This window comes from Nonomuraea sp. NPDC048881 (assembly GCF_040649795.1).
In the GTDB taxonomy this organism is placed as follows: Bacteria; Actinomycetota; Actinomycetes; order Streptosporangiales; family Streptosporangiaceae; genus Nonomuraea.
In genome coordinates this window covers 60581-77409 of record NZ_JBEZGC010000017.1, presented here as the reverse complement: position 1 = coordinate 77409, position 16829 = coordinate 60581, and the positions used below count along the sequence as shown (strand labels likewise).

The window sequence follows — 16829 nt, the reverse complement described above, 5'->3', positions numbered from 1 at the left end:
CATTTGCTCTCTTCGATGACTCGTTGTGGATCAGGTTTGGGGTGGGTTTCTCAGTGTTGCGGCCAGCACAGTTACCGGCTGACATTCCTGACTTCACCGGCAGGAAGCAGCTGATCGCTCAGCTGGCGGATCGGCTCACCAGCCCCGGCAATGCGCTGACCGTGGTGGCCCTCTCGGGGGCGGGCGGGATCGGCAAGACCACGCTGGCGCTGCACGTGGCGCACGCCGTACGGGCCGCGTACCCGGACGGCCAGCTCCACGCGAGCCTGCGCGGCACGGGAGCCGCACCCCTGCGGGCCGAGGACGTGCTCGCCGACTTCCTGCGGGCGCTCGGGCTCAGCGCCCGGGAGATCCCCTCCGGGGTCCACGAGCGGACCGCGCGGCTGCGCTCGGTGCTGTCGGGACGGCGGGTGCTGATCCTGCTCGACGACGCCGCGGACGCCGCGCAGGTCGCGCCCCTGATGCCCGGCGCCGCCACCTGCGCGGTGCTGGTGACCAGCAGGTCCTGGCTGGGCGACCTGCCGGGTGCGCACCAGGAGGGGCTCGGCCTGTTCCGCGAGGAAGAGGCGCTGGAGCTGCTGGCCCGCGTCGCGGGGGCGGAACGGGTCGCCGCCCAGCCCGCGGCGGCGATCGAGCTGGCCGAGTCCTGCGGGCTGCTGCCGCTGGCCGTGCGGATCGTGGCGGCGCGACTGGCCGCGCGGCCGGGCATGAGCGTGGAGATGCTGGCGAGGCGGCTGGCCGACGAGCGGCGCAGGCTCGCCGAGCTCAAGATCGGCCACGATGCGGTGGAGTCGTGCTTCGCGCTCGGCTACGAGCCGCTCGACGCCGAGCACGCCCGTGCGTTCCGGCTGCTGGCGCTGATGGACGGGCCCGACCTGTCCGTCGCCGCCGCGGCGGCCGTCCTGGACGTGGGCCCGGCGGAGGCCGAGAACCTCTGCGAGTCGCTCGTCGACCTGAGCCTGCTGGAGTCGCGGGGGCCCGCCCGCTACCGGTACCACGATCTCGTCCGCCTGTACGCCAGAGGGCTCGCCGAGCGGGCGGACCCGGCGGGCGAACGGGCGGCCGCGCTCGACCGGCTGCTCGACCACTACCTCGCCGGAATCAGAGGAGTCTGCCGGGTCTCGCTCCCCGGGTTCGTCCACCAGGCCGGGCACCAGGGCCCCGAGCTCGCCTTCGCCGACGCGCCCGCCGCCCGCGCCTGGGTACGCGCCGAGCAGGCCAACGTCAGCGCGGCGGTCGAGCAGGCGGGACGGTCGGGAACCCGCGTCCTGTCGGAAGAGGTGCCGCTGCTGGCCGAGGTGACGGGGCTCACCGAGATCGACGACCGCCTCATCCTCGGCGCCGTCCTGCACGCGCTGGGACTGGGCGCGCTGCGGGTGCGCGGCGTCGACGAGGCGATCAGCCTGCTGTCGGCGGCGCTGGCCGTCGCCGAGGCGCAGCACAGCCCCCAGCTGGCGGCCAGCGCCCACGGCCTGCTGGCCATGGCGCTGGGCGACGCCGGCTTCGTCACAGAGGCCAGGGCCCACGTGCGCAAGGGGCTGCGCCTGGCGCACGAGATCGGCGACACCCAGGGGATCGGGGTCAACCACCTGGGCGCTGCGGCGGCGGCGTTCCACTCGGGCGACCTGGAGGAGGCCATCGACAGCCTGCTCGAAAGCGCTCGCGCCTACCGCGAGGGCGGCCTGCCGCTCAGGGCGGCGTGGGCGTCCCACCGCCTCATGGACGCCTACCGCGCCCTGGGACGCCCGCAGGAGGCGGTGCGGATCGGCGAGGAGGCGCTGCCGCTCTACCGGTCGATGAACGACCCCTTGCTCGCCGGCAGGATCCTGAGCCGTCTCGGACAGGCGTGGACCGACCTCGGGGATCCGGAACAGGCCCGGCGCTGCTGGCAGGAGGCCGACGCGATCCTCGGCCCCTACGACATGGCCGAGGGGCGAGCCGTCCGCCGCCGTCTCGGGATCGCCTGACGGGAGGGTTCACCGGTTGATGACCGGCTGTCCATGGCCGTGGCGAAGGTTGTCGTGACCCATAGCGACAGTACGGAGGAAAGTCATGTCCTGCCACAGACTCGCACTGAGCGTCTCAGCCCTTGCCTTCCTGACCCTGGGGGCGGCGGCCTGCGGCTCCGGAGGCGAGAGCGCCGCCGTGGCCGGCACCAGAGGGTGCAAGGAGCTGCGAGCCGTCATGACGACCACGCTGACCGAGTTGCAGAGCAAGGCCGGGGACCTTGAGGCCATGAAGCAGCTCTACAGCCAGAGCGCGCGGAAGCTCAAGCGGCTGAACGTCGACGAGAAGGTCAAGGAGGCCCAGGAGGCGGCCGTCTCCCTGTACGAGGAGCTGGCGGCGATCGGCGAGCCGGAGGAGGCGGATGAGTACACCGCCCAGGCCGGCGACGCCGTGTCGAAGCTCAACTCCGCCTGCGCCGCCTGACGGGCGCCGGGCGCCGCCGTCGCCTCCTCCGCCTGGGCGCAGCCCGGCGTGGACGGACCGTTCATCAGCCGTCAAGGTGGGTCTCGCAGGATCTGGCGCCATGAAGATCGTGATGACCATCGCCCTGATGACCGCCGTGCCCTTCCTGACCGGTTGCGGCTCCACCTCCGCCGACGCGTGCAACGCGGCGGCGGCGGCCAGTGCCACCTGGGAGAAGGAACTCGGCTCCGCGCAGGGTGCGGAGGCGGTCAAGGGGGTCAACGCCGCGTACAAGGCGGTGCTGACCGAGCAGGCCGGCAAGGCGGACGGCGCGGTCAGGTCGGCCATGAACGACATGGCCGCCTCGCTCGACGCCGCGAACGCCGCCATCGACGCAGGTGACGAAGCGGGCATCGACGCCGCGCAGAAAGGCACGGACGCGAAGACGACGGCGCTGAACTCCGCCTGCCGGGCCGGCTGAGCCCGGCACGTCGGCACATCCGGACACGGCCGGCGGCAGATCGAATCTGCCGCCGGCCGTTCTCATGCCCGGGTACGGCCGCCCGCGTGGACGCCCGATGGACGAAAACGTTTATCTCCCGTCAACCAGGTGTAGAGGCGCACAACCCAGTCTCTCCTCCCATGACTTATCAGCCTTTTCCGCCAGAACAGACCCTGGCTCCTCCGCTCCCGGCACCTCCCACGGCCCCCGTACCCGAGCCGGCGACGGCCAAGGGCGGCGTGCTCGACGTCTTCGAGAAGATCGGATCGGTCGCCGTGCCGGTCGCCGTGGGCATGTACGCCATGCTGTACCTGGGCCTGGCCCAGGTCTACGTGGTGTTCGGCATCACCCCCGAGCAGGCCGGCCTCGACCAGGCGACGATCTTCGGCCGGCTCATCGGCACGCTGATCGAGCTCTTCCTGGTGGCCCTGCCCGGAGTGGGGTTGCTCGTGGCGCTGGGCTGGCTGCTCAACCTGGTCACCCGCGGATCCGTCGGCCGGCTGACGCGCCGGCTCCGGGAACAGCCCTGGATCGCGGCCACGGTGGGCGCTCTCGTCTCCGTCGTCGCCTACTGGGCCTACTTCGGCACGCTGTGGGACCTGTCCGGCGGCCGGCTCCTGGTGGCCGTCGTCCTCGTCGCGGTCTTCGGCCTGCTGGTGCCGTTCCGCCTGATGCGGACCCGCGACACGGGACGGGCCGGCATGAAGGTGCTCACCGGCGCGCTGTTCGGCATCGGGCTGGGGCTGATCCTGGTCGCCCAGATGGTCCACGGCGCCGTCGACATCGCCGCCAACGGCAACGGCAACGCCCTGCTGCAGACCGTCGGCTTCCAGAACCAGTGGGCCACCGTGGGCGACGGCGACGGCAAGCCGCTGCACAAGGACAGCCCGGACGAGAGGTTCCTGCTCCTGGGCGAGAAGGAGGGCGCCTACGTGCTCTACGACTGCGGCAGGCAGGAGACCTTCCGCCGCTCGATCGAGGGCACCACGCTGGGCAAGATCGAGTTCGACCCGGACTTCGCCGACCCCGAGACCGGCGAGGTCAAGGCCTGCGGCTACGCCCTGGAGGCGCAGGACCCCGCAACCGGGGAGCAATAGCCGTGTCCCGTGAGCGACTGCGTTACTGGTTCGACAACACGATGTCCAAGGGCACGCCCGCCCTGATCGGCTGGCTGGCCGTGGCGTCGGCGGTGCTCGTCGGCGTCGTCACCGTGATCGCCGCACCCATCGCGGGCGAGAACGGGCCCTGGTGGAACGTCGCCTGGATGAGCCTGCTCCGCACTCTCGACCCGGGCACCATGGGCGGCGACGAGGGCAGCCCGTTCTTCGTCTTCATGATGCTCTTCGTCACCATCGGCGGGATCTTCATCGTCAGCGCCCTGGTCGGCGTGCTCACCGCGGGCCTGGACGCGAAGCTGGAGAATCTGCGCAAGGGCCGGTCCCGCGTGGTGGAGAGCGGGCACAGCGTCGTCCTCGGCTGGTCGGAGGAGGTCTTCGCGATCGTCTCCGAGCTGGCCAAGGCCAAGGAGAGCGAGAAGCGCCCCGTCGTGGCCGTCCTGGCGGACCGGGACAAGGTCGAGATGGAGGAAGAGCTGCGCGACCGGCTCGGTGACGTGGGGCGCACCCGGATCGTGGCGCGCAGCGGCGATCCGGCGGAGCCGACGGCCCTGGACCTGGTGAGCCCGGACACGGCTCACTCGATCCTGGTGCTGCCCACCGACGACGCCGAGCTGATCAAGATCCTGCTCGCGCTGGGCAACCGCCCCTGGGCCGGCACCCGGCCGCCGATCGTGGCCGCCGTGACCGAGAGCGGGAACCTGCCCGCCGCCCGGCTCGCGGGCGGGGCGCACGTCGAGATCGTCGACTCGCAGGACCTCGGGGCCCGCCTGGTCGCGCAGTCCTGCCGCCAGCCCGGACTGTCCACCGTCTACAGCGACCTGCTGGACTTCGACGGCGAGGAGATCTACATCCGGGCCGAGCCCGCCCTCGTCGGCAGGATGTACGGCGAGGCGCTGTTCGCCTACGCCAGCGCGGTGCCGATCGGCCTGCGCCACGGCGACGGCTCCGTGGTGCTCAACCCGCCGAGCCAGAGCGTGATCCGGCACAGCGACCAGCTCATCCTCATCGCCCCCGACGACTCGGCCATCCGTCTGGCGGCGGCGCCGGCCGTGGTGCGCCAGGAGGCCATCGCCCGCCCCGGCGCCCCGCGACGGGAGCCGACCAGGACGCTGATCATGGGTTCGAACCATCGGCGCTCCAGGATCCTGCGCGACCTGGCGCCGTACCTGCTGACCGGTTCGGAGATCCATCTCGCCGGGCCCGACCTGGCCGACCAGCCCCTGCCACCCGGTGTGCTCGTCTCCGCCAAGGAGGTCGACGTCACCAGCCGCACCGCGCTGGAGTCGCTCGGCATCGGCGGCTACGACCACGCGATCGTGCTCTCCGACGGCGCCTACGACGCTCAGAAGGCCGACGCCAGGACCCTGGTGACCCTGCTGCACCTGCGGGACATGCGGACCGGCGTGGCGATCGTCAGCGAGATGAACGACGAGCGCAACAGGAAGCTCGCCGAGATCGCCGAGGCCGACGACTTCGTGGTCGGCGGCAAGCTGGTCAGCCTGCTGCTCACCCAGCTCGCCGAGAACCGGCACCTGGGCCAGGTCTTCGACCAGCTCTTCTCCCACGAGGGCTCGGAGATCTACCTCAAGCCGGCGAGCGACTACATCGTCCCGGGCGCCACCGCCACGTTCGCCACCGTGATCGAGGCGGCCAGGCGGCGCGGCGAGACCGCGATCGGCTACCGCCTGACGGCCTCCGCCGGTCAGGCGCGTCAGCACGGAGTCACCCTCAACCCCGACAAATCAGCCCCGCTGGCGTTCCGGCCGGGCGACAGAGTGATCGTCCTCTCCGAGGACTGACAGAGGACTGACAGAAACCGACGGAGGAGCGGACGACATGGGGCAGGACCTGAGATTCTCCCTGCTTGGCCCGGTGCGCGCCTGGCGCGGCGACCAGGAGCTGGATCTGGGCTCGCCGCAGCAGCGCCTGGTCCTGGCCATGCTCCTGCTGGCCGGAGGCCGGGCGGTCGGAAACGATCAGCTCGTGGACGCCGTCTGGGGCAGGGAACAGCCGCGCACCGCGCTCAGCACGCTGCGCACCTACGTCTCACGGCTCCGCCGCGTGCTCGGTGACGGCGTCGTGTTCTCCATCGGGGACGGCTACGCACTGCACGGCGGCCTGCGTGACGTCGCGGAGGTGGAGCGGCTCCACGGCGAGATGCGGTACGCCGAGGCGCTCGCGCTCTGGCAGGGCGAGCCGCTCGCCGGGCTTGAGGGCTTCTACGCCCAGGCCCAGCGGGTCCGGCTGGCCGAGCGGCAGCTCACCATCCTCGAACGCCGGCTCGACCAGGACCTCGGGAACGGCCGCCACGCGGAGGTCATCTCCGAGCTGACCGCGCTGTGCGCGAGCCACCCGACCAGGGAGCGGCTGCGGGCGCTGCTGATGCTGGCGCTCTACCGGTCGGGCCGCCAGGCGGAGGCGATCGGCGTCTACCTCGACACGCGCCGGCTGCTCGCCGACGAGCTGGGTGTGGATCCGTCCCGGGAGCTGGCCGAGCTCTACCAGCAGATCATCAGCGCCGACCCGGCACTCGGCCGGACGGCACGGCCGGCGGCGCAGGCGGCGGCGCCCAGGCACACGCCCAGGCAACTGCCCGCCGACGTCGCCGACTTCACCGGCAGGGAGAGGGAGGTCGAGGAGATCGCGGCCGCGCTGCGCGCCGGCGACACCTCGGCCCTGGTGGTCTCGGCCGTCGCCGGCGTGGGGGGAGTGGGCAAGACGACCCTGGCCGTGCACGTCGCCCACCGGCTGGCCGGCGACTATCCGGACGGGCAGCTCTTCGTCGACCTGCGTGGCGCCGGAGCCACGCCGGTCGAGCCCACCGCGGTCCTCGGTTCCTTCCTACGGGCGCTGGGGCAGGACGACCCGCCGGAGGAAGTGGCGGAACGCGCCGCGCTGTACCGGTCCGTGCTCGCCGACCGGCGCATGCTCGTGGTCCTGGACAACGCGTGCGACGTCGGCCAGGTGCGGCCGTTGCTGCCCGGCTCGCCACGCTGCGGCGTGCTCGTCACCAGCCGCGCCAGGCTGACCGGGCTCACCGGCGCCCGCCAGGTGGACCTGGAGGTGCTCGGCCCCGTCGAGGCGCTGGCGTTGTTCACCAGGATCGTGGGCGAGCACCGCGTGGCCGTGGAGCGCGGCGCCGCCCTGGACCTCGTCGGGGCCTGCGGCTTCCTCCCCCTGGCGATCAGGATCGCCGCCGCCAGGCTGGCGGCCAGGCCCAACTGGAGCGTCGCCACCATGCGCGACCGGCTGGCGGACGAACGCCGCCGGCTGGCCGAGCTGCGGGCCGGCGACCTGGCCATCGAGGCCACCTTCTCGCTGGGCTACGAGCAGCTCGACGCCGCGCACGCGCGGGCCTTCCGGCTGCTCGCCGTGCCGGATGCCGCCGGGGTCTCGTTGCCGGCCGCGGCCGCGCTGCTCGACCTGCCCGAGGACGAGGCCGAGGCGGTGTGCGAGGGGCTGGTGGACGTGAGCATGCTGGAGTCGCCGTCACCCGGGCGCTACCGCTTCCACGACCTGCTCAAGATCTATGCCCGTTCCCGGTCGGAGGATCACGGAGTACGGCGGTCGGCGCTCGGCCGGCTGCTCGACTTCTACCTGGCGTCCGTCGCCTCGGCGTTCCGGCTGCTGTATCCCGGCGACCGCCGGCCCGCCAAGGTGCGGACCCGTCTGGCCGGGCTGTACTTCGCCGGCGCGCCGGCCGCGGTCGAGTGGATCGACCAGGAGGAGCAGGGGCTGCTCGGATGCGTCGAGCAGGCCGCGCGGACGACCGGCACCTCCGTGTCCCAGGTCGTACAGCTGCTGGACATGGCGGCGGACGCGCTCGGGTACGAGTCGGACCCCGCGCGTTACGAACGGCTCGGCGACCTGGTCGTGTCGGCAGCCGTCGAGTCGGCCGACAGAGCCCTGGAGGCACAGGCCCGCTGCCTGCGCGGGCTGACCCTGGTGAGCAGGAGCCGTCTGGACGCCGCCGCCGAGGACGGCCTGGCAAGCCGGGACCTCAGCCGCCAGCAGGGCGACCTGGACACCTACGCCGAGTCGCTGAACCTCCTCGCGCTGAGCGCGATGAGCAGGCGGCAGCTGACCGAGGCCGTCGACTGGTACGTCCAGGCCGTCGACGTGTGGCGCTCACTGGACGACAAGGCCGACCTGGCGCTCGGGCTGGGAAATCTGGCACGGGCGCTGATCGACCTCGGCCGGGTGAGCGAGGCGATCGCCGCGGCGCGGGAGGCCGAGCAGATCTCCCTCGACCTCGGCGGCGGCCGGCCGGACCCGAGCGCGGTCTACCAGCTGGGAATCGTGCTGCGCGAAGCAGGCCACCCGAGCGAGGCCCTGGTCAAGCTGGAGCTCGCGCTCACCGAGTACCGCAGGCTCAAGCAGCGGACGTGGGAGGGGGCAGTGCTCTTCCGGATAGCCGAGACGCACCTGGCCGGGAGCGCGGCCGAGCAGGCGCTCGACTACGCCGAGGACGCGCTCGCGATCCTCACGGAGGTGGGTGACGAGTGGGGGCGGGGGATGGCGCTGACCGTGCTCGGCCGGGCGCTGCGCGAGCAGGGCCAGCCGGGACGGTCGCGGGCCTGCCTGCAGGAGGCCCTGCACGTCTTCGACCGGCTCTCGCTGCCGGAGGCCGCCGACGTGCGCCTGCTGCTCGACGCGGTTTGAGCCGCCGGGCCCGGCGGAGTCGGCGGGGCCGCCGCCGCCTCCGCCGGACGGCGATGCCCGGGGCTCACCCGGGTCCTGCGTCCGCGGCCTTGACGGCTTCCAGCAGCTCGGCGGGTGGCGTTGCCGGGTGGCCGAGCTTGCGCAGCAGGGACGACACATGGCTCTCCACGGTCCGCTCCGACAGCCTGAGCCGGTCGGCGATCTCACGGTTGGTCAGCCGGTCGCCGACCAGCCAGAAGACCTCCGCCCCCCGCCTGGTGACCCCGGCGGACCGTGACGCCTCCGGCAGCGCGGCGTCCTTCATGACGCGAATCATCCCCCGGAAAAGCTCCGTACTGAGCACGGATGTGCCGGCTTCGAGCATGAGGTGTGATGGCGGAAACCTCCTGAAAGGACCCGCGCATGGCAAGCTCCGTCACCGAAATGATCGCGCACGCTCGCGCACAGATACGCAACCTGTCGGTCGCAGAGGTGGCCGAGGCCCTGGAGTCGGGCACGGTGACCCTGATCGACCTGCGCGAACCGGGCGAGATCGCCCGCGACGGCAGGGTTCCCGGCGCGGTCCTCGCGCCGCGCGGCATGCTGGAGTTCTGGGCCGATCCGGCCAGTCCCCACCATCGGCCCGAGTTCGATCCCGCCGCCACGACCATCCTGTACTGCGCGTCAGGCGGCCGTTCCGCGCTCGCCGCCCTGGCGCTGCGGGAACTCGGCTACGCCGACGTCGCCCACCTCGACGGAGGGCTCAACGCCTGGAAGGAGCACGGCCGCCCCGTGACCCTCCAGGCCGAGGAGGAACGCCGGTGAACGGGGACGCGCTCGGAGCGGCGTTCGCGCGGGCGCTGGCCGCCAAGGACCGCGACACGCTGCACGCCCTGCTCGGCGACCCAGTCGACTTCAAGGCGCTCACCCCCGGAGCCCACTGGGACGCCGACGACCCCGGCGAGGTCGTGGACCGCATCATCCTCGGCCAGTGGTTCGAACCCGGCGCCACCCGTCACCTGGTCGAACAGCAGGTCTACTACGGCGTCGCCGGCGAGCGCATCGCCTGGCTGCGTATCCTGTGCTCCGGCTTCCGGCCAGTCCCGGACGGGGAGCCGTCGGAGGACTGATGTTGTTCATGGTGATCGAACGCTTCCGCGGCCAGGACGCCAAGGCCGTCTACCGGCGGTTCCGGGAGAAGGGCCGGATGACCGGCGAAGGTCTGGTGTTCGTCTCCAGCTGGGTGACGGCCGACCTGAGCCGCTGCTTCCAGCTCATGGAATGTGACGACATCGCACTCCTGCAACGCTGGGTCGCCGAATGGTCGGACCTCGTCGAGTTCGAGATCGTGCCGGTGGCGCCCGGAGCCGCGACCGCCGCCGCCCTTGACGGCTGACCCGGACGTCGCCGGTCAGAGCATCGGACGTGGGTATCCGGCCGGTGGAGTGCCCAGCAGCCACGGCTGGTGCACGTGGGCGGCGGGCACGGCGGCGAGCTCGGGCACGTGGCGGCGCACGTAGTCGCCCGCCGGGTCGTACCGCTGGGCCTGGCGCAGCGGGTTGAAGGCGCGGTTGGGACGCGTGTCGTTGCCGGTGCCGGCGATCCACTGCCAGTTGCCCGAGTTGTTGGCCACGTCGCCGTCGAGGAGGTGCTCGAAGAAGTGCCGGGCGCCGGCCCGCCAGTCGATCCCGAGGACCTTGACCAGGTAGGAGGCGACGATGAGGCGGGCCCGGTTGTGCATCCAGCCCTCGGCCAGGAGCTGGCGCATGCCGGCGTCCACGATGGGCAGCCCGGTCATGCCCTCCCGCCAGGCCTGCAGCGCGTCCTCGTCGTCGCGCCAGCGGTGGCCGCGGGGGCGGTAGTCGTCCCGGTTGATCCGCGGGAAGGCGTGGGTGACCTGGTGGTGGAAGTCGCGCCAGCACAGCTGGCGGACGAACGGCTCGCTGCCCGCGGCCAGGTGGGCCAGTTCCAGCGGCGACAGGCAGCCGAACCTCAGGTACGGGCTCAGCCGGGAGGTGCGGTCGCCGGCCAGGTCGTCGTGGCCGTCGGCGTACCCCGGCAGTGCGTGGCGGATCCACCTGCGGGCGCGGTCGCGGGCGGCGGTCTCGCCGCCGGGCACGGGTTCGGGCCGGGCCGGGCCCGGCAGCCGCCCGGCGTCGAGGTCGCGGGGCGTCGGCACGTGGTCGGGGGCCGCGAGCAGGGGGCGGCGCCGGTGCCGGCTCCAGGCGCGCCAGTACGGCGTGAAGACCCGGTAGTGATCGCCGCCCCCGGACGGGGTGAGCGTGCCGGGCGGCACCACCGTGACCCCCGGGAAGAGCTCGTACGCGATCCGTTCATGAGCCAGCCGGTCCTGCCTGCGCCTGGCCAGCAGGCTGACGTCGGCACTGGCGAAGACCGCCTCGGCTCCGGTTTCCTGGACGAGCCTCATGGTCTCGGTCACGACGTCGCCGTGCCGTACGAACAGGTCCCCGCCGCGCGCCCGCAAGGACGCCCGCAGGTCGGCCAGGCACTCCAGCAGGAAGCCGCGGCGGCGGCCGGCGGGGACGGTCTCGTCCAGCACGAACAGGGGGAGCACGGCGCGGGCGCGCTCGCAGGCGGCCGCCAGGGCCGGGTGGTCGTGCACCCGCAGGTCCCTGTTGAGCAGGACGATCACCGTGTCCATCGACGATCCCTTCACGGCCCCCCGCGGCCTGCCGCGACCGTGCACCTCCCCCATGCCTCACAGATGCCCCGCCGGCCGCGCCCGCACGCGCGCGGCGGCAGTGCTGGTGGACGTGACGATGACCGGCCCGCTCCGGCATGAGGCCCGAGGGACGGGGAAGGTGCGTGGGCATGGCATTGTGCCTGGTGACCGGGGCGACGGGGTACATCGGCGGGCGGCTGGCGCCTGAGCTGCTGGCCGCCGGTCACGACGTGCGGTGCATGGTGCGCTCGGCCGGACGCCTGCGCGATCTGTCATGGGCCGAACGGGTCGAGGCCGTCGAGGCCGACGCCACCGACGCCGAGCGCACGCGCCGGGCGCTGGACGGGGTGGACGTCGCGTACTACCTGATCCACGCGATGGGGACGAGCGGCCGGTTCGCCGAGCGGGACCGCCTGGCGGCGCGCACGTTCGCGGCCGCGGCGGCCGAGGCGGGCGTGCGCCGGATCGTCTATCTGGGCGGGTTGACGGCGGACGAGCGGCTCTCGCCGCACCTGTCGTCGCGGGCCGAGGTGGGGGAGATCTTCCTGCGCGGCGCGGTCCCGGCGGTGGTGCTGCGGGCCGCGGTGATCATCGGGTCGGGGTCGGCCTCGTTCGAGATGCTGCGATACCTGACCGAGCGGTTGCCGGTGATGACGACGCCGCGCTGGGTGCGCAGCCGGACGCAGCCGATCGCGGTGCGGGACGTGCTGCGTTACCTGGTGGCGTGGGCGGATGCGCCGGGAACGGTCAACCGGGGGTTCGACATCGGCGGGCCTGATGTCCTCACATATGCCGACATGATGCACGGCTATGCCGCGGTGGCCGGGCTGCCGCCGAGGTGGATCATTCCGGTGCCGCTGCTCACCCCCCGGCTGTCGAGCCTGTGGGTGGGGCTGGTCACGCCCGTCCCCGCGAGCATCGCGCGCCCGCTGGTGGAGTCGCTGCGCAACGAGGCCGTGTGCGGCGAGCACGACATCGCCCGCCACGTACCCGACCCCGAGGGCGGGCTGGTCGGCTTCCGCCGGGCGGTGTCGCTGGCGCTGATGAAGATCAAGGGGGCCGACGTCGCCACGCGCTGGTCCTCGGCGTCCACGCCGGGCGCGCCGAGCGATCCGCTGCCCACCGATCCCGACTGGGCGGGCGGCAGCCTGTTCGTGGACGACCGCAGCCTGGCCGTGCAGGCCACCCCGGAGGCGTTGTGGCAGGTGATCGAGGGCATCGGCGGCCGTAACGGCTGGTACTCGTTGCCTATGGCGTGGCAGTTGCGAGGCCTGGCCGACCGGCTGGTGGGCGGGGTGGGGCTGCGGCGCGGCCGGCGCGATCCGGCCCGGCTGCGGGTGGGCGACTCGATCGACTTCTGGCGGGTGGAGGAGGTGCTGCCCGGACGGCTGCTGCGGCTGCGCGCCGAGATGCGGCTGCCCGGACTGGCCTGGCTGGAGCTCGGCGTCACCCGCTCCGGCGGCCGGACGATCTACACGCAACGTGCCATTTTTCATCCGCACGGCCTGCTCGGCCAGCTGTACTGGTGGGCGATCTCGCCCTTCCACGGCCTGATCTTCGGCCGGATGCCGGTCAACGTGGCCGCCGCGGCACGCCGCAGGGATCGGTCCGCGGCTACGAGCTGACCAGCGCCAGATCGAGCACGTCGATGCCGACCGGAGTGCGCTCGGTCGCGATCCGGCTCAGCGACCACGGACCGGGGAAGCGGTGCAGCAGTGCGTGCAGCGCGATCGCGACCTCGTGCCGGGCCAGGTGCGCGCCGAGGCAGAAGTGCACACCGTGGCCGAAGGAGAGGTGCTCGTCGGACGTCCGGTCGAGCCGGAACTCCTGCGGCTCGGCGAACACCCGGGGATCCCGGTTGGCCGAGAGCACCATGGCGACCACCCGCCGGCCGGCCTCGACGGGGTGTCCGGCGATGTCGGCCGGGCCGGTGGTGAAGCGGTCGGTGCCGCCGATCGGGGGCAGGAACCGCAGCACCTCCTCGACGGCGGCGGGCACCAGCCAAGGGGCGGCACGCAGCCGGGCCGGCGCCTCCGGGTGGGCCGCCAGGCACAACACGGTGTTGACCAGCAGGGTCCTGGTCGTCTCGTGGCCGTTGACGAGCAGCAGCGTGCAGAAGTCGAGCAGTTCCTCGTCGGAGAGCCGGCTGCCGTCCGGTTCGGCGGCCAGCAGGGTGCCGATCACGTCGTCCCGGGGGCGGGCGCGGCGCTCGGCGAACACCTGGCCGAAGTACGCGGCCAGTTCGGCGCGCGCGGCGCGGAACGCGGCCCGGCGCGCCGGGTCCTCGCTGAACGCGCCGGCGAAGGAGGTGATCGCCTCGGTCCAGCGCACGATGTCCGCTTGCCGGTCCGGTTCCACGCCGAGCAGCGCGGCGATGGTGCGCACAGGCAGTGGATGACCGAGCCGGTCGATCACGTCCAGCTCGCCGTCCACGCCGGCCAGTTGCGTCCGTACGGTGTCGGTGATCGAGGGCAGCAACGACTGGATCGCGCGGGGCGTGAAGGCCCGGCTGACCAGCCGGCGCAGCAGGTGGTGCCGGGGCGGGTCGATCGCCGACAGGCTGCCGAGCAGCGGGTTGTCCCGGTGCGGCGGGGGTTGCGCGCTGTGGCGCCGTTCGTCGGACGAGAACGTCCGGTGGTCGGTGAGCACCTGCTTCACCTCGGGGTAGCCGTGCACCAGCCAGCTCTGCAACGGTTCGGCGAAACGCACCCCGTCCCCGGCCAGACCGTCCTGTGCGGTCTGCCGGTACCAGTCGAGGATCTCCTTGACGACGTCATCGGTCATGCGTCGAGTGTGTTGGCCCCCGGCTGGCCGAGGCTTGGAGAAAACGGCCACCCGGCAGCAGCGTGGTCGGCGGTGCGCCCACCGCGTGCCGGAACTCGGCCAGTAGGTGCGACTGGTCGTAGCAGCCGCTGCGCACGGCGATGGCCGCCCAGTCGGGGCGCTCGCCCCTGGCCAGCGCGGCGCGCGCGACGGCGAGCGCGTGGTGCAGCCGCACCACCCGCGCGTAGGACTTGGGCCGCAGCCCGACCGCCGCCCCGAACCGCCGCCGCAGTTGCCGCTCGGACAGCCCGGCCCGGGCGGCATGCTGCTCCACGGGCGCACCTGGCGCCGCGTGCATCGCCGCCAGCACGACGCGCACCCGCTCGTCGACCCGGCATCGGCCGGCGCGCGCCCGTACCAGGGCCAGCGCCCCGGCCAGCCGTTCGCCCACCGCCCCGTCCGGCCGCCCGACGTCGACGGCCGCCCCGGCCAGTGGCACCTCGTCGGCCGCCACCCCGAACAGCCCGGTCACCGTTCCCGGTCGCAGCCGCACTCCGACCAGGGGCCCGCCCCCGGGCAGCCGTCCCTGCCGGACGCGCGTCTCCGGACCGGCCAGCCGGCACTCTCCGTCGGGCATGACGAGCAGGTCGACGGCGGGGTACGGCAACCCTCGCGGCACGGTGTCGCCGGCCAGCACCCAACTCCCGGCCACGAGGTGGGCCAGGTCGGCGGGCACGGGCAACGCGGTCACCCGTGCAGTCAACCCGGCGACCGCCGCGCCCGCCACCGATTAACCGGGCCGCGGACGCCCGACGAGCGCCACAGGCGCAGGCCCCGGCGAGGCACGCCGGATCCGCACCCGATCAGTCGGACGAGCCCTGCGGGCCGGCGTCCAGCCTGACCTCGTTCAGCCGGCCCGTGGCGACGTCGTAGACGAACCCGCGGACGGAGTCCTTGTGCGGGATGAACGGGTCGGCCTGGATGCGCCTGGCCGACTGGCGCACGTCCGCCTCCAGGTCCTGGAACGCCTCGGCGGACCAGTCGGGCTTGACGCCGACCTCCTGGTAGATGTCGTGCTTGAAGCCGTCGTCGGTGAAGGTGAGCATGCCGCAGTCGGTGTGGTGGATGAGGATGATCTCGCGGGTGCCCAGAAGGCGCTGGCTGATGGCCAGGCTGCGACGTTCGCCGGCGGTGACGACGCCGCCGGCGTTGCGGATCACGTGCGCGTCGCCCTCGCGCAGGCCGAGCAGGCCGTAGACGTTGAGCCGGGCGTCCATGCAGGCAAGCACGGCCACACCCCGGGCGGGCGGCAGCGGCAGGTCGCCGGAGTCGAAGGCGGCGGCGTAGCGTTCGGAGTTGGCGATCAGCTGGTCGGTGACGCTCATGGGGGACGTCCTCCTGTCACGTGCCGCGGCCCGCGGTCATAGTCCACATTCCCTACTGACTGTACATGTTATTGTCCCGCTGTGTAGCCCCCCTGCGTCGACGGCGAACACGGCGGTCGGCGACGGCGGAGGCGGACAGGAGGGTCGCGGTGGAGAGGGTGCCCCAGAGGGTGGCCGGGCCGTGGGCGGCGAGGGCGGTGATGACCGCCGGGGAGACGGCGAGGCCGAAGCCCGTGGAGAGCTGGAAGCGGGCGAGGGCGCGTCCCAGAAGATGGGCCGGCGCGAGGGCGGTGACGAGTGCCGTCGCACTGCCGGCGTAGACGATCTCGCCGATGGTGCAGACCACGGACACCACGGCGACGGCCGGGACACCCCAGCCGGGCCCCAGGGAGGTGGCCGCGAGGAAGCCGAGGTAGGACGCGGCGAGCACCACGCCGGCGAACGCCAGCACGGTCCGCCGGGAGAAGCGGGACAGCAGGACGGTCACCGGCACCTGCAAGGTGACCACCAGCACCGTGTTGGCCACGAAGACGGCCGCCGGCCACACCGGGGACGCGTGCATCTGCGTCACCAGGACCAGGGGCACCGCGATCTCGGGGACGTTGAGGCAGAAGACGTAGACCACGTTGGCGGCCAGCAGCGCGCGCATCCGGGGCGCGGGCCCGCCGGTCACGTCCGTGGCCGGAGCGGCGGCGGGACGCGCACGCAGGTGCACCGACCACGCCAAGGCCGCCGCGGCGAGACAGGCGAGCCCGGTGACGGCCGCCAGCGCCTGCAACGCGGCGGCGCCGCCCGCCAGGCACGCGGTGGCGAGCAGGGCGCCCACGCCCAGAGCGGCGTTGCGCAGGGCGCGGCCCGCCGCGAGGGCGGCGTCGCGGTCGCGGCCGTGGGCGACCGTGGCCACGAGAGCCGCGTGGGCGGCCGGCCATGCCTGGTTGCCGATGCCGAGGAAGAGCGCCGCCGTCGCGAACAGCAAGACGTGCCCCGCCGGGGCGGCCAGCAGCAGCGCCACGCCCAGCACCCGCACCAGCATCGACGCGGCCACGACCGTGCTGCGTGCGCCCCGGTCCAGCCATCGGCCGACCGCGGGCATGCACACCAGGCCCACGACGACGCCGGCCGTCATGGCGATGCCGGTGACCGGCGCGGACAGCCTCAGCACCGTCACCCCGTAGAGCAGCAGGAAGGGCCGCAGCAGGCCGGTGCCGAGCGCGTCCACGGCCAGGGCGACGGCGTAGCGGGGGCCACCGGAGGCACGGACGAGGGCACGCGGCCGGATCGTGGTGGTGGATGCCATGGCGTCAACCATGCGTCCGGCCGCGGGGGAC

The 16829-nt window shown here is 73.1% G+C and carries 16 protein-coding genes; 10 read left to right on the top strand and 6 right to left on the bottom strand.

Annotated elements, in window-relative coordinates; all coding sequences use genetic code 11:
• Positions 1 to 41 precede the first annotated feature (41 nt).
• The 6 genes from AB0C33_RS40175 (at position 42) to AB0C33_RS40150 (ending at position 8691) form a co-directional block, all read left to right on the top strand.
• Positions 42 to 1967, top strand: a complete 1926-nt coding sequence (locus AB0C33_RS40175) for an NB-ARC domain-containing protein (RefSeq protein ID WP_358297929.1) — start codon at positions 42 to 44, stop codon at positions 1965 to 1967.
• 85 nt (positions 1968 to 2052) lie between these two features.
• The gene (locus tag AB0C33_RS40170; protein ID WP_358297927.1) at positions 2053 to 2430 is read left to right on the top strand and encodes a hypothetical protein; all 378 of its coding nucleotides are present in this window, start codon (positions 2053 to 2055) and stop codon (positions 2428 to 2430) included.
• A gap of 100 nt (positions 2431 to 2530) precedes the next feature.
• Entirely contained in the window at positions 2531 to 2890 is a 360-nt protein-coding gene (locus AB0C33_RS40165; protein WP_358297925.1) for a hypothetical protein, read from the top strand.
• A gap of 260 nt (positions 2891 to 3150) precedes the next feature.
• The gene (locus AB0C33_RS40160; RefSeq protein WP_358297924.1) at positions 3151 to 4008 is read left to right on the top strand and encodes a hypothetical protein; all 858 of its coding nucleotides are present in this window, start codon (positions 3151 to 3153) and stop codon (positions 4006 to 4008) included.
• Positions 4009 to 4010: 2 nt separating this feature from the next.
• Positions 4011 to 5828 (top strand): potassium transporter TrkA, encoded by a 1818-nt coding sequence (locus AB0C33_RS40155; RefSeq protein WP_358297922.1) that lies wholly within the window; start codon positions 4011 to 4013, stop codon positions 5826 to 5828.
• Between the two features lie 37 nt (positions 5829 to 5865).
• Positions 5866 to 8691 carry a BTAD domain-containing putative transcriptional regulator gene (locus tag AB0C33_RS40150; protein WP_358297920.1) on the top strand — a complete coding sequence of 942 codons (2826 nt, stop codon included), beginning with the start codon at positions 5866 to 5868 and terminating at the stop codon, positions 8689 to 8691.
• Between the two features lie 64 nt (positions 8692 to 8755).
• Here the strand turns inward: AB0C33_RS40150 and AB0C33_RS40145 are convergent, their stop codons facing one another.
• On the bottom strand, positions 8756 to 8995 hold the full coding sequence (locus tag AB0C33_RS40145; protein WP_358297919.1) for a helix-turn-helix transcriptional regulator: 240 nt from the start codon (positions 8993 to 8995) through the stop codon (positions 8756 to 8758).
• Between the two features lie 98 nt (positions 8996 to 9093).
• On the opposite strand from AB0C33_RS40145, the gene AB0C33_RS40140 reads away from it, so the two are divergent.
• Genes AB0C33_RS40140 through AB0C33_RS40130 form a run of 3 tightly spaced genes read left to right on the top strand, consistent with a single transcriptional unit; the run spans position 9094 to position 10066 of the window.
• Positions 9094 to 9495 (top strand): rhodanese-like domain-containing protein, encoded by a 402-nt coding sequence (locus tag AB0C33_RS40140; RefSeq protein WP_358297917.1) that lies wholly within the window; start codon positions 9094 to 9096, stop codon positions 9493 to 9495.
• The gene (locus tag AB0C33_RS40135) at positions 9492 to 9800 is read left to right on the top strand and encodes a hypothetical protein (protein ID WP_358297915.1); all 309 of its coding nucleotides are present in this window, start codon (positions 9492 to 9494) and stop codon (positions 9798 to 9800) included. The genes AB0C33_RS40140 and AB0C33_RS40135 overlap by 4 nt, the downstream gene beginning before the upstream one ends.
• Complete coding sequence (locus tag AB0C33_RS40130; protein WP_358297913.1) at positions 9800 to 10066, top strand: DUF3303 family protein; 267 nt, start codon at positions 9800 to 9802, stop codon at positions 10064 to 10066. The genes AB0C33_RS40135 and AB0C33_RS40130 overlap by 1 nt, the downstream gene beginning before the upstream one ends.
• 15 nt (positions 10067 to 10081) lie before the next feature.
• On the opposite strand, the gene AB0C33_RS40125 is transcribed toward AB0C33_RS40130, so the two are convergent.
• Positions 10082 to 11332 carry a deoxyribodipyrimidine photo-lyase gene (locus AB0C33_RS40125; protein WP_358297911.1) on the bottom strand — a complete coding sequence of 417 codons (1251 nt, stop codon included), beginning with the start codon at positions 11330 to 11332 and terminating at the stop codon, positions 10082 to 10084.
• 170 nt (positions 11333 to 11502) lie between these two features.
• Between AB0C33_RS40125 and AB0C33_RS40120 the strand changes: the two genes are divergently transcribed.
• Positions 11503 to 12978, top strand: coding sequence for an SDR family oxidoreductase (locus AB0C33_RS40120; protein ID WP_358297909.1), 1476 nt, complete (start codon positions 11503 to 11505; stop codon positions 12976 to 12978).
• Here AB0C33_RS40120 and AB0C33_RS40115 read toward each other — a convergent pair.
• From AB0C33_RS40115 to AB0C33_RS40100, 4 genes are all read right to left on the bottom strand, one after another.
• Positions 12968 to 14137, bottom strand: a complete 1170-nt coding sequence (locus AB0C33_RS40115) for a cytochrome P450 (RefSeq protein WP_358297907.1) — start codon at positions 14135 to 14137, stop codon at positions 12968 to 12970. The genes AB0C33_RS40120 and AB0C33_RS40115 overlap by 11 nt on opposite strands.
• Positions 14127 to 14867 carry a helix-turn-helix domain-containing protein gene (locus AB0C33_RS40110; RefSeq protein ID WP_358297905.1) on the bottom strand — a complete coding sequence of 247 codons (741 nt, stop codon included), beginning with the start codon at positions 14865 to 14867 and terminating at the stop codon, positions 14127 to 14129. Before AB0C33_RS40110 ends, AB0C33_RS40115 begins: the two co-directional genes overlap by 11 nt.
• Positions 14868 to 14979: 112 nt before the next feature.
• A complete protein-coding gene (locus AB0C33_RS40105) occupies positions 14980 to 15501 on the bottom strand; it encodes a carbonic anhydrase (RefSeq protein WP_358297904.1) in 522 nt (173 codons plus the stop codon).
• Between the two features lie 52 nt (positions 15502 to 15553).
• The gene (locus AB0C33_RS40100; RefSeq protein WP_358297902.1) at positions 15554 to 16798 is read right to left on the bottom strand and encodes an MFS transporter; all 1245 of its coding nucleotides are present in this window, start codon (positions 16796 to 16798) and stop codon (positions 15554 to 15556) included.
• Positions 16799 to 16829 lie beyond the last annotated feature (31 nt).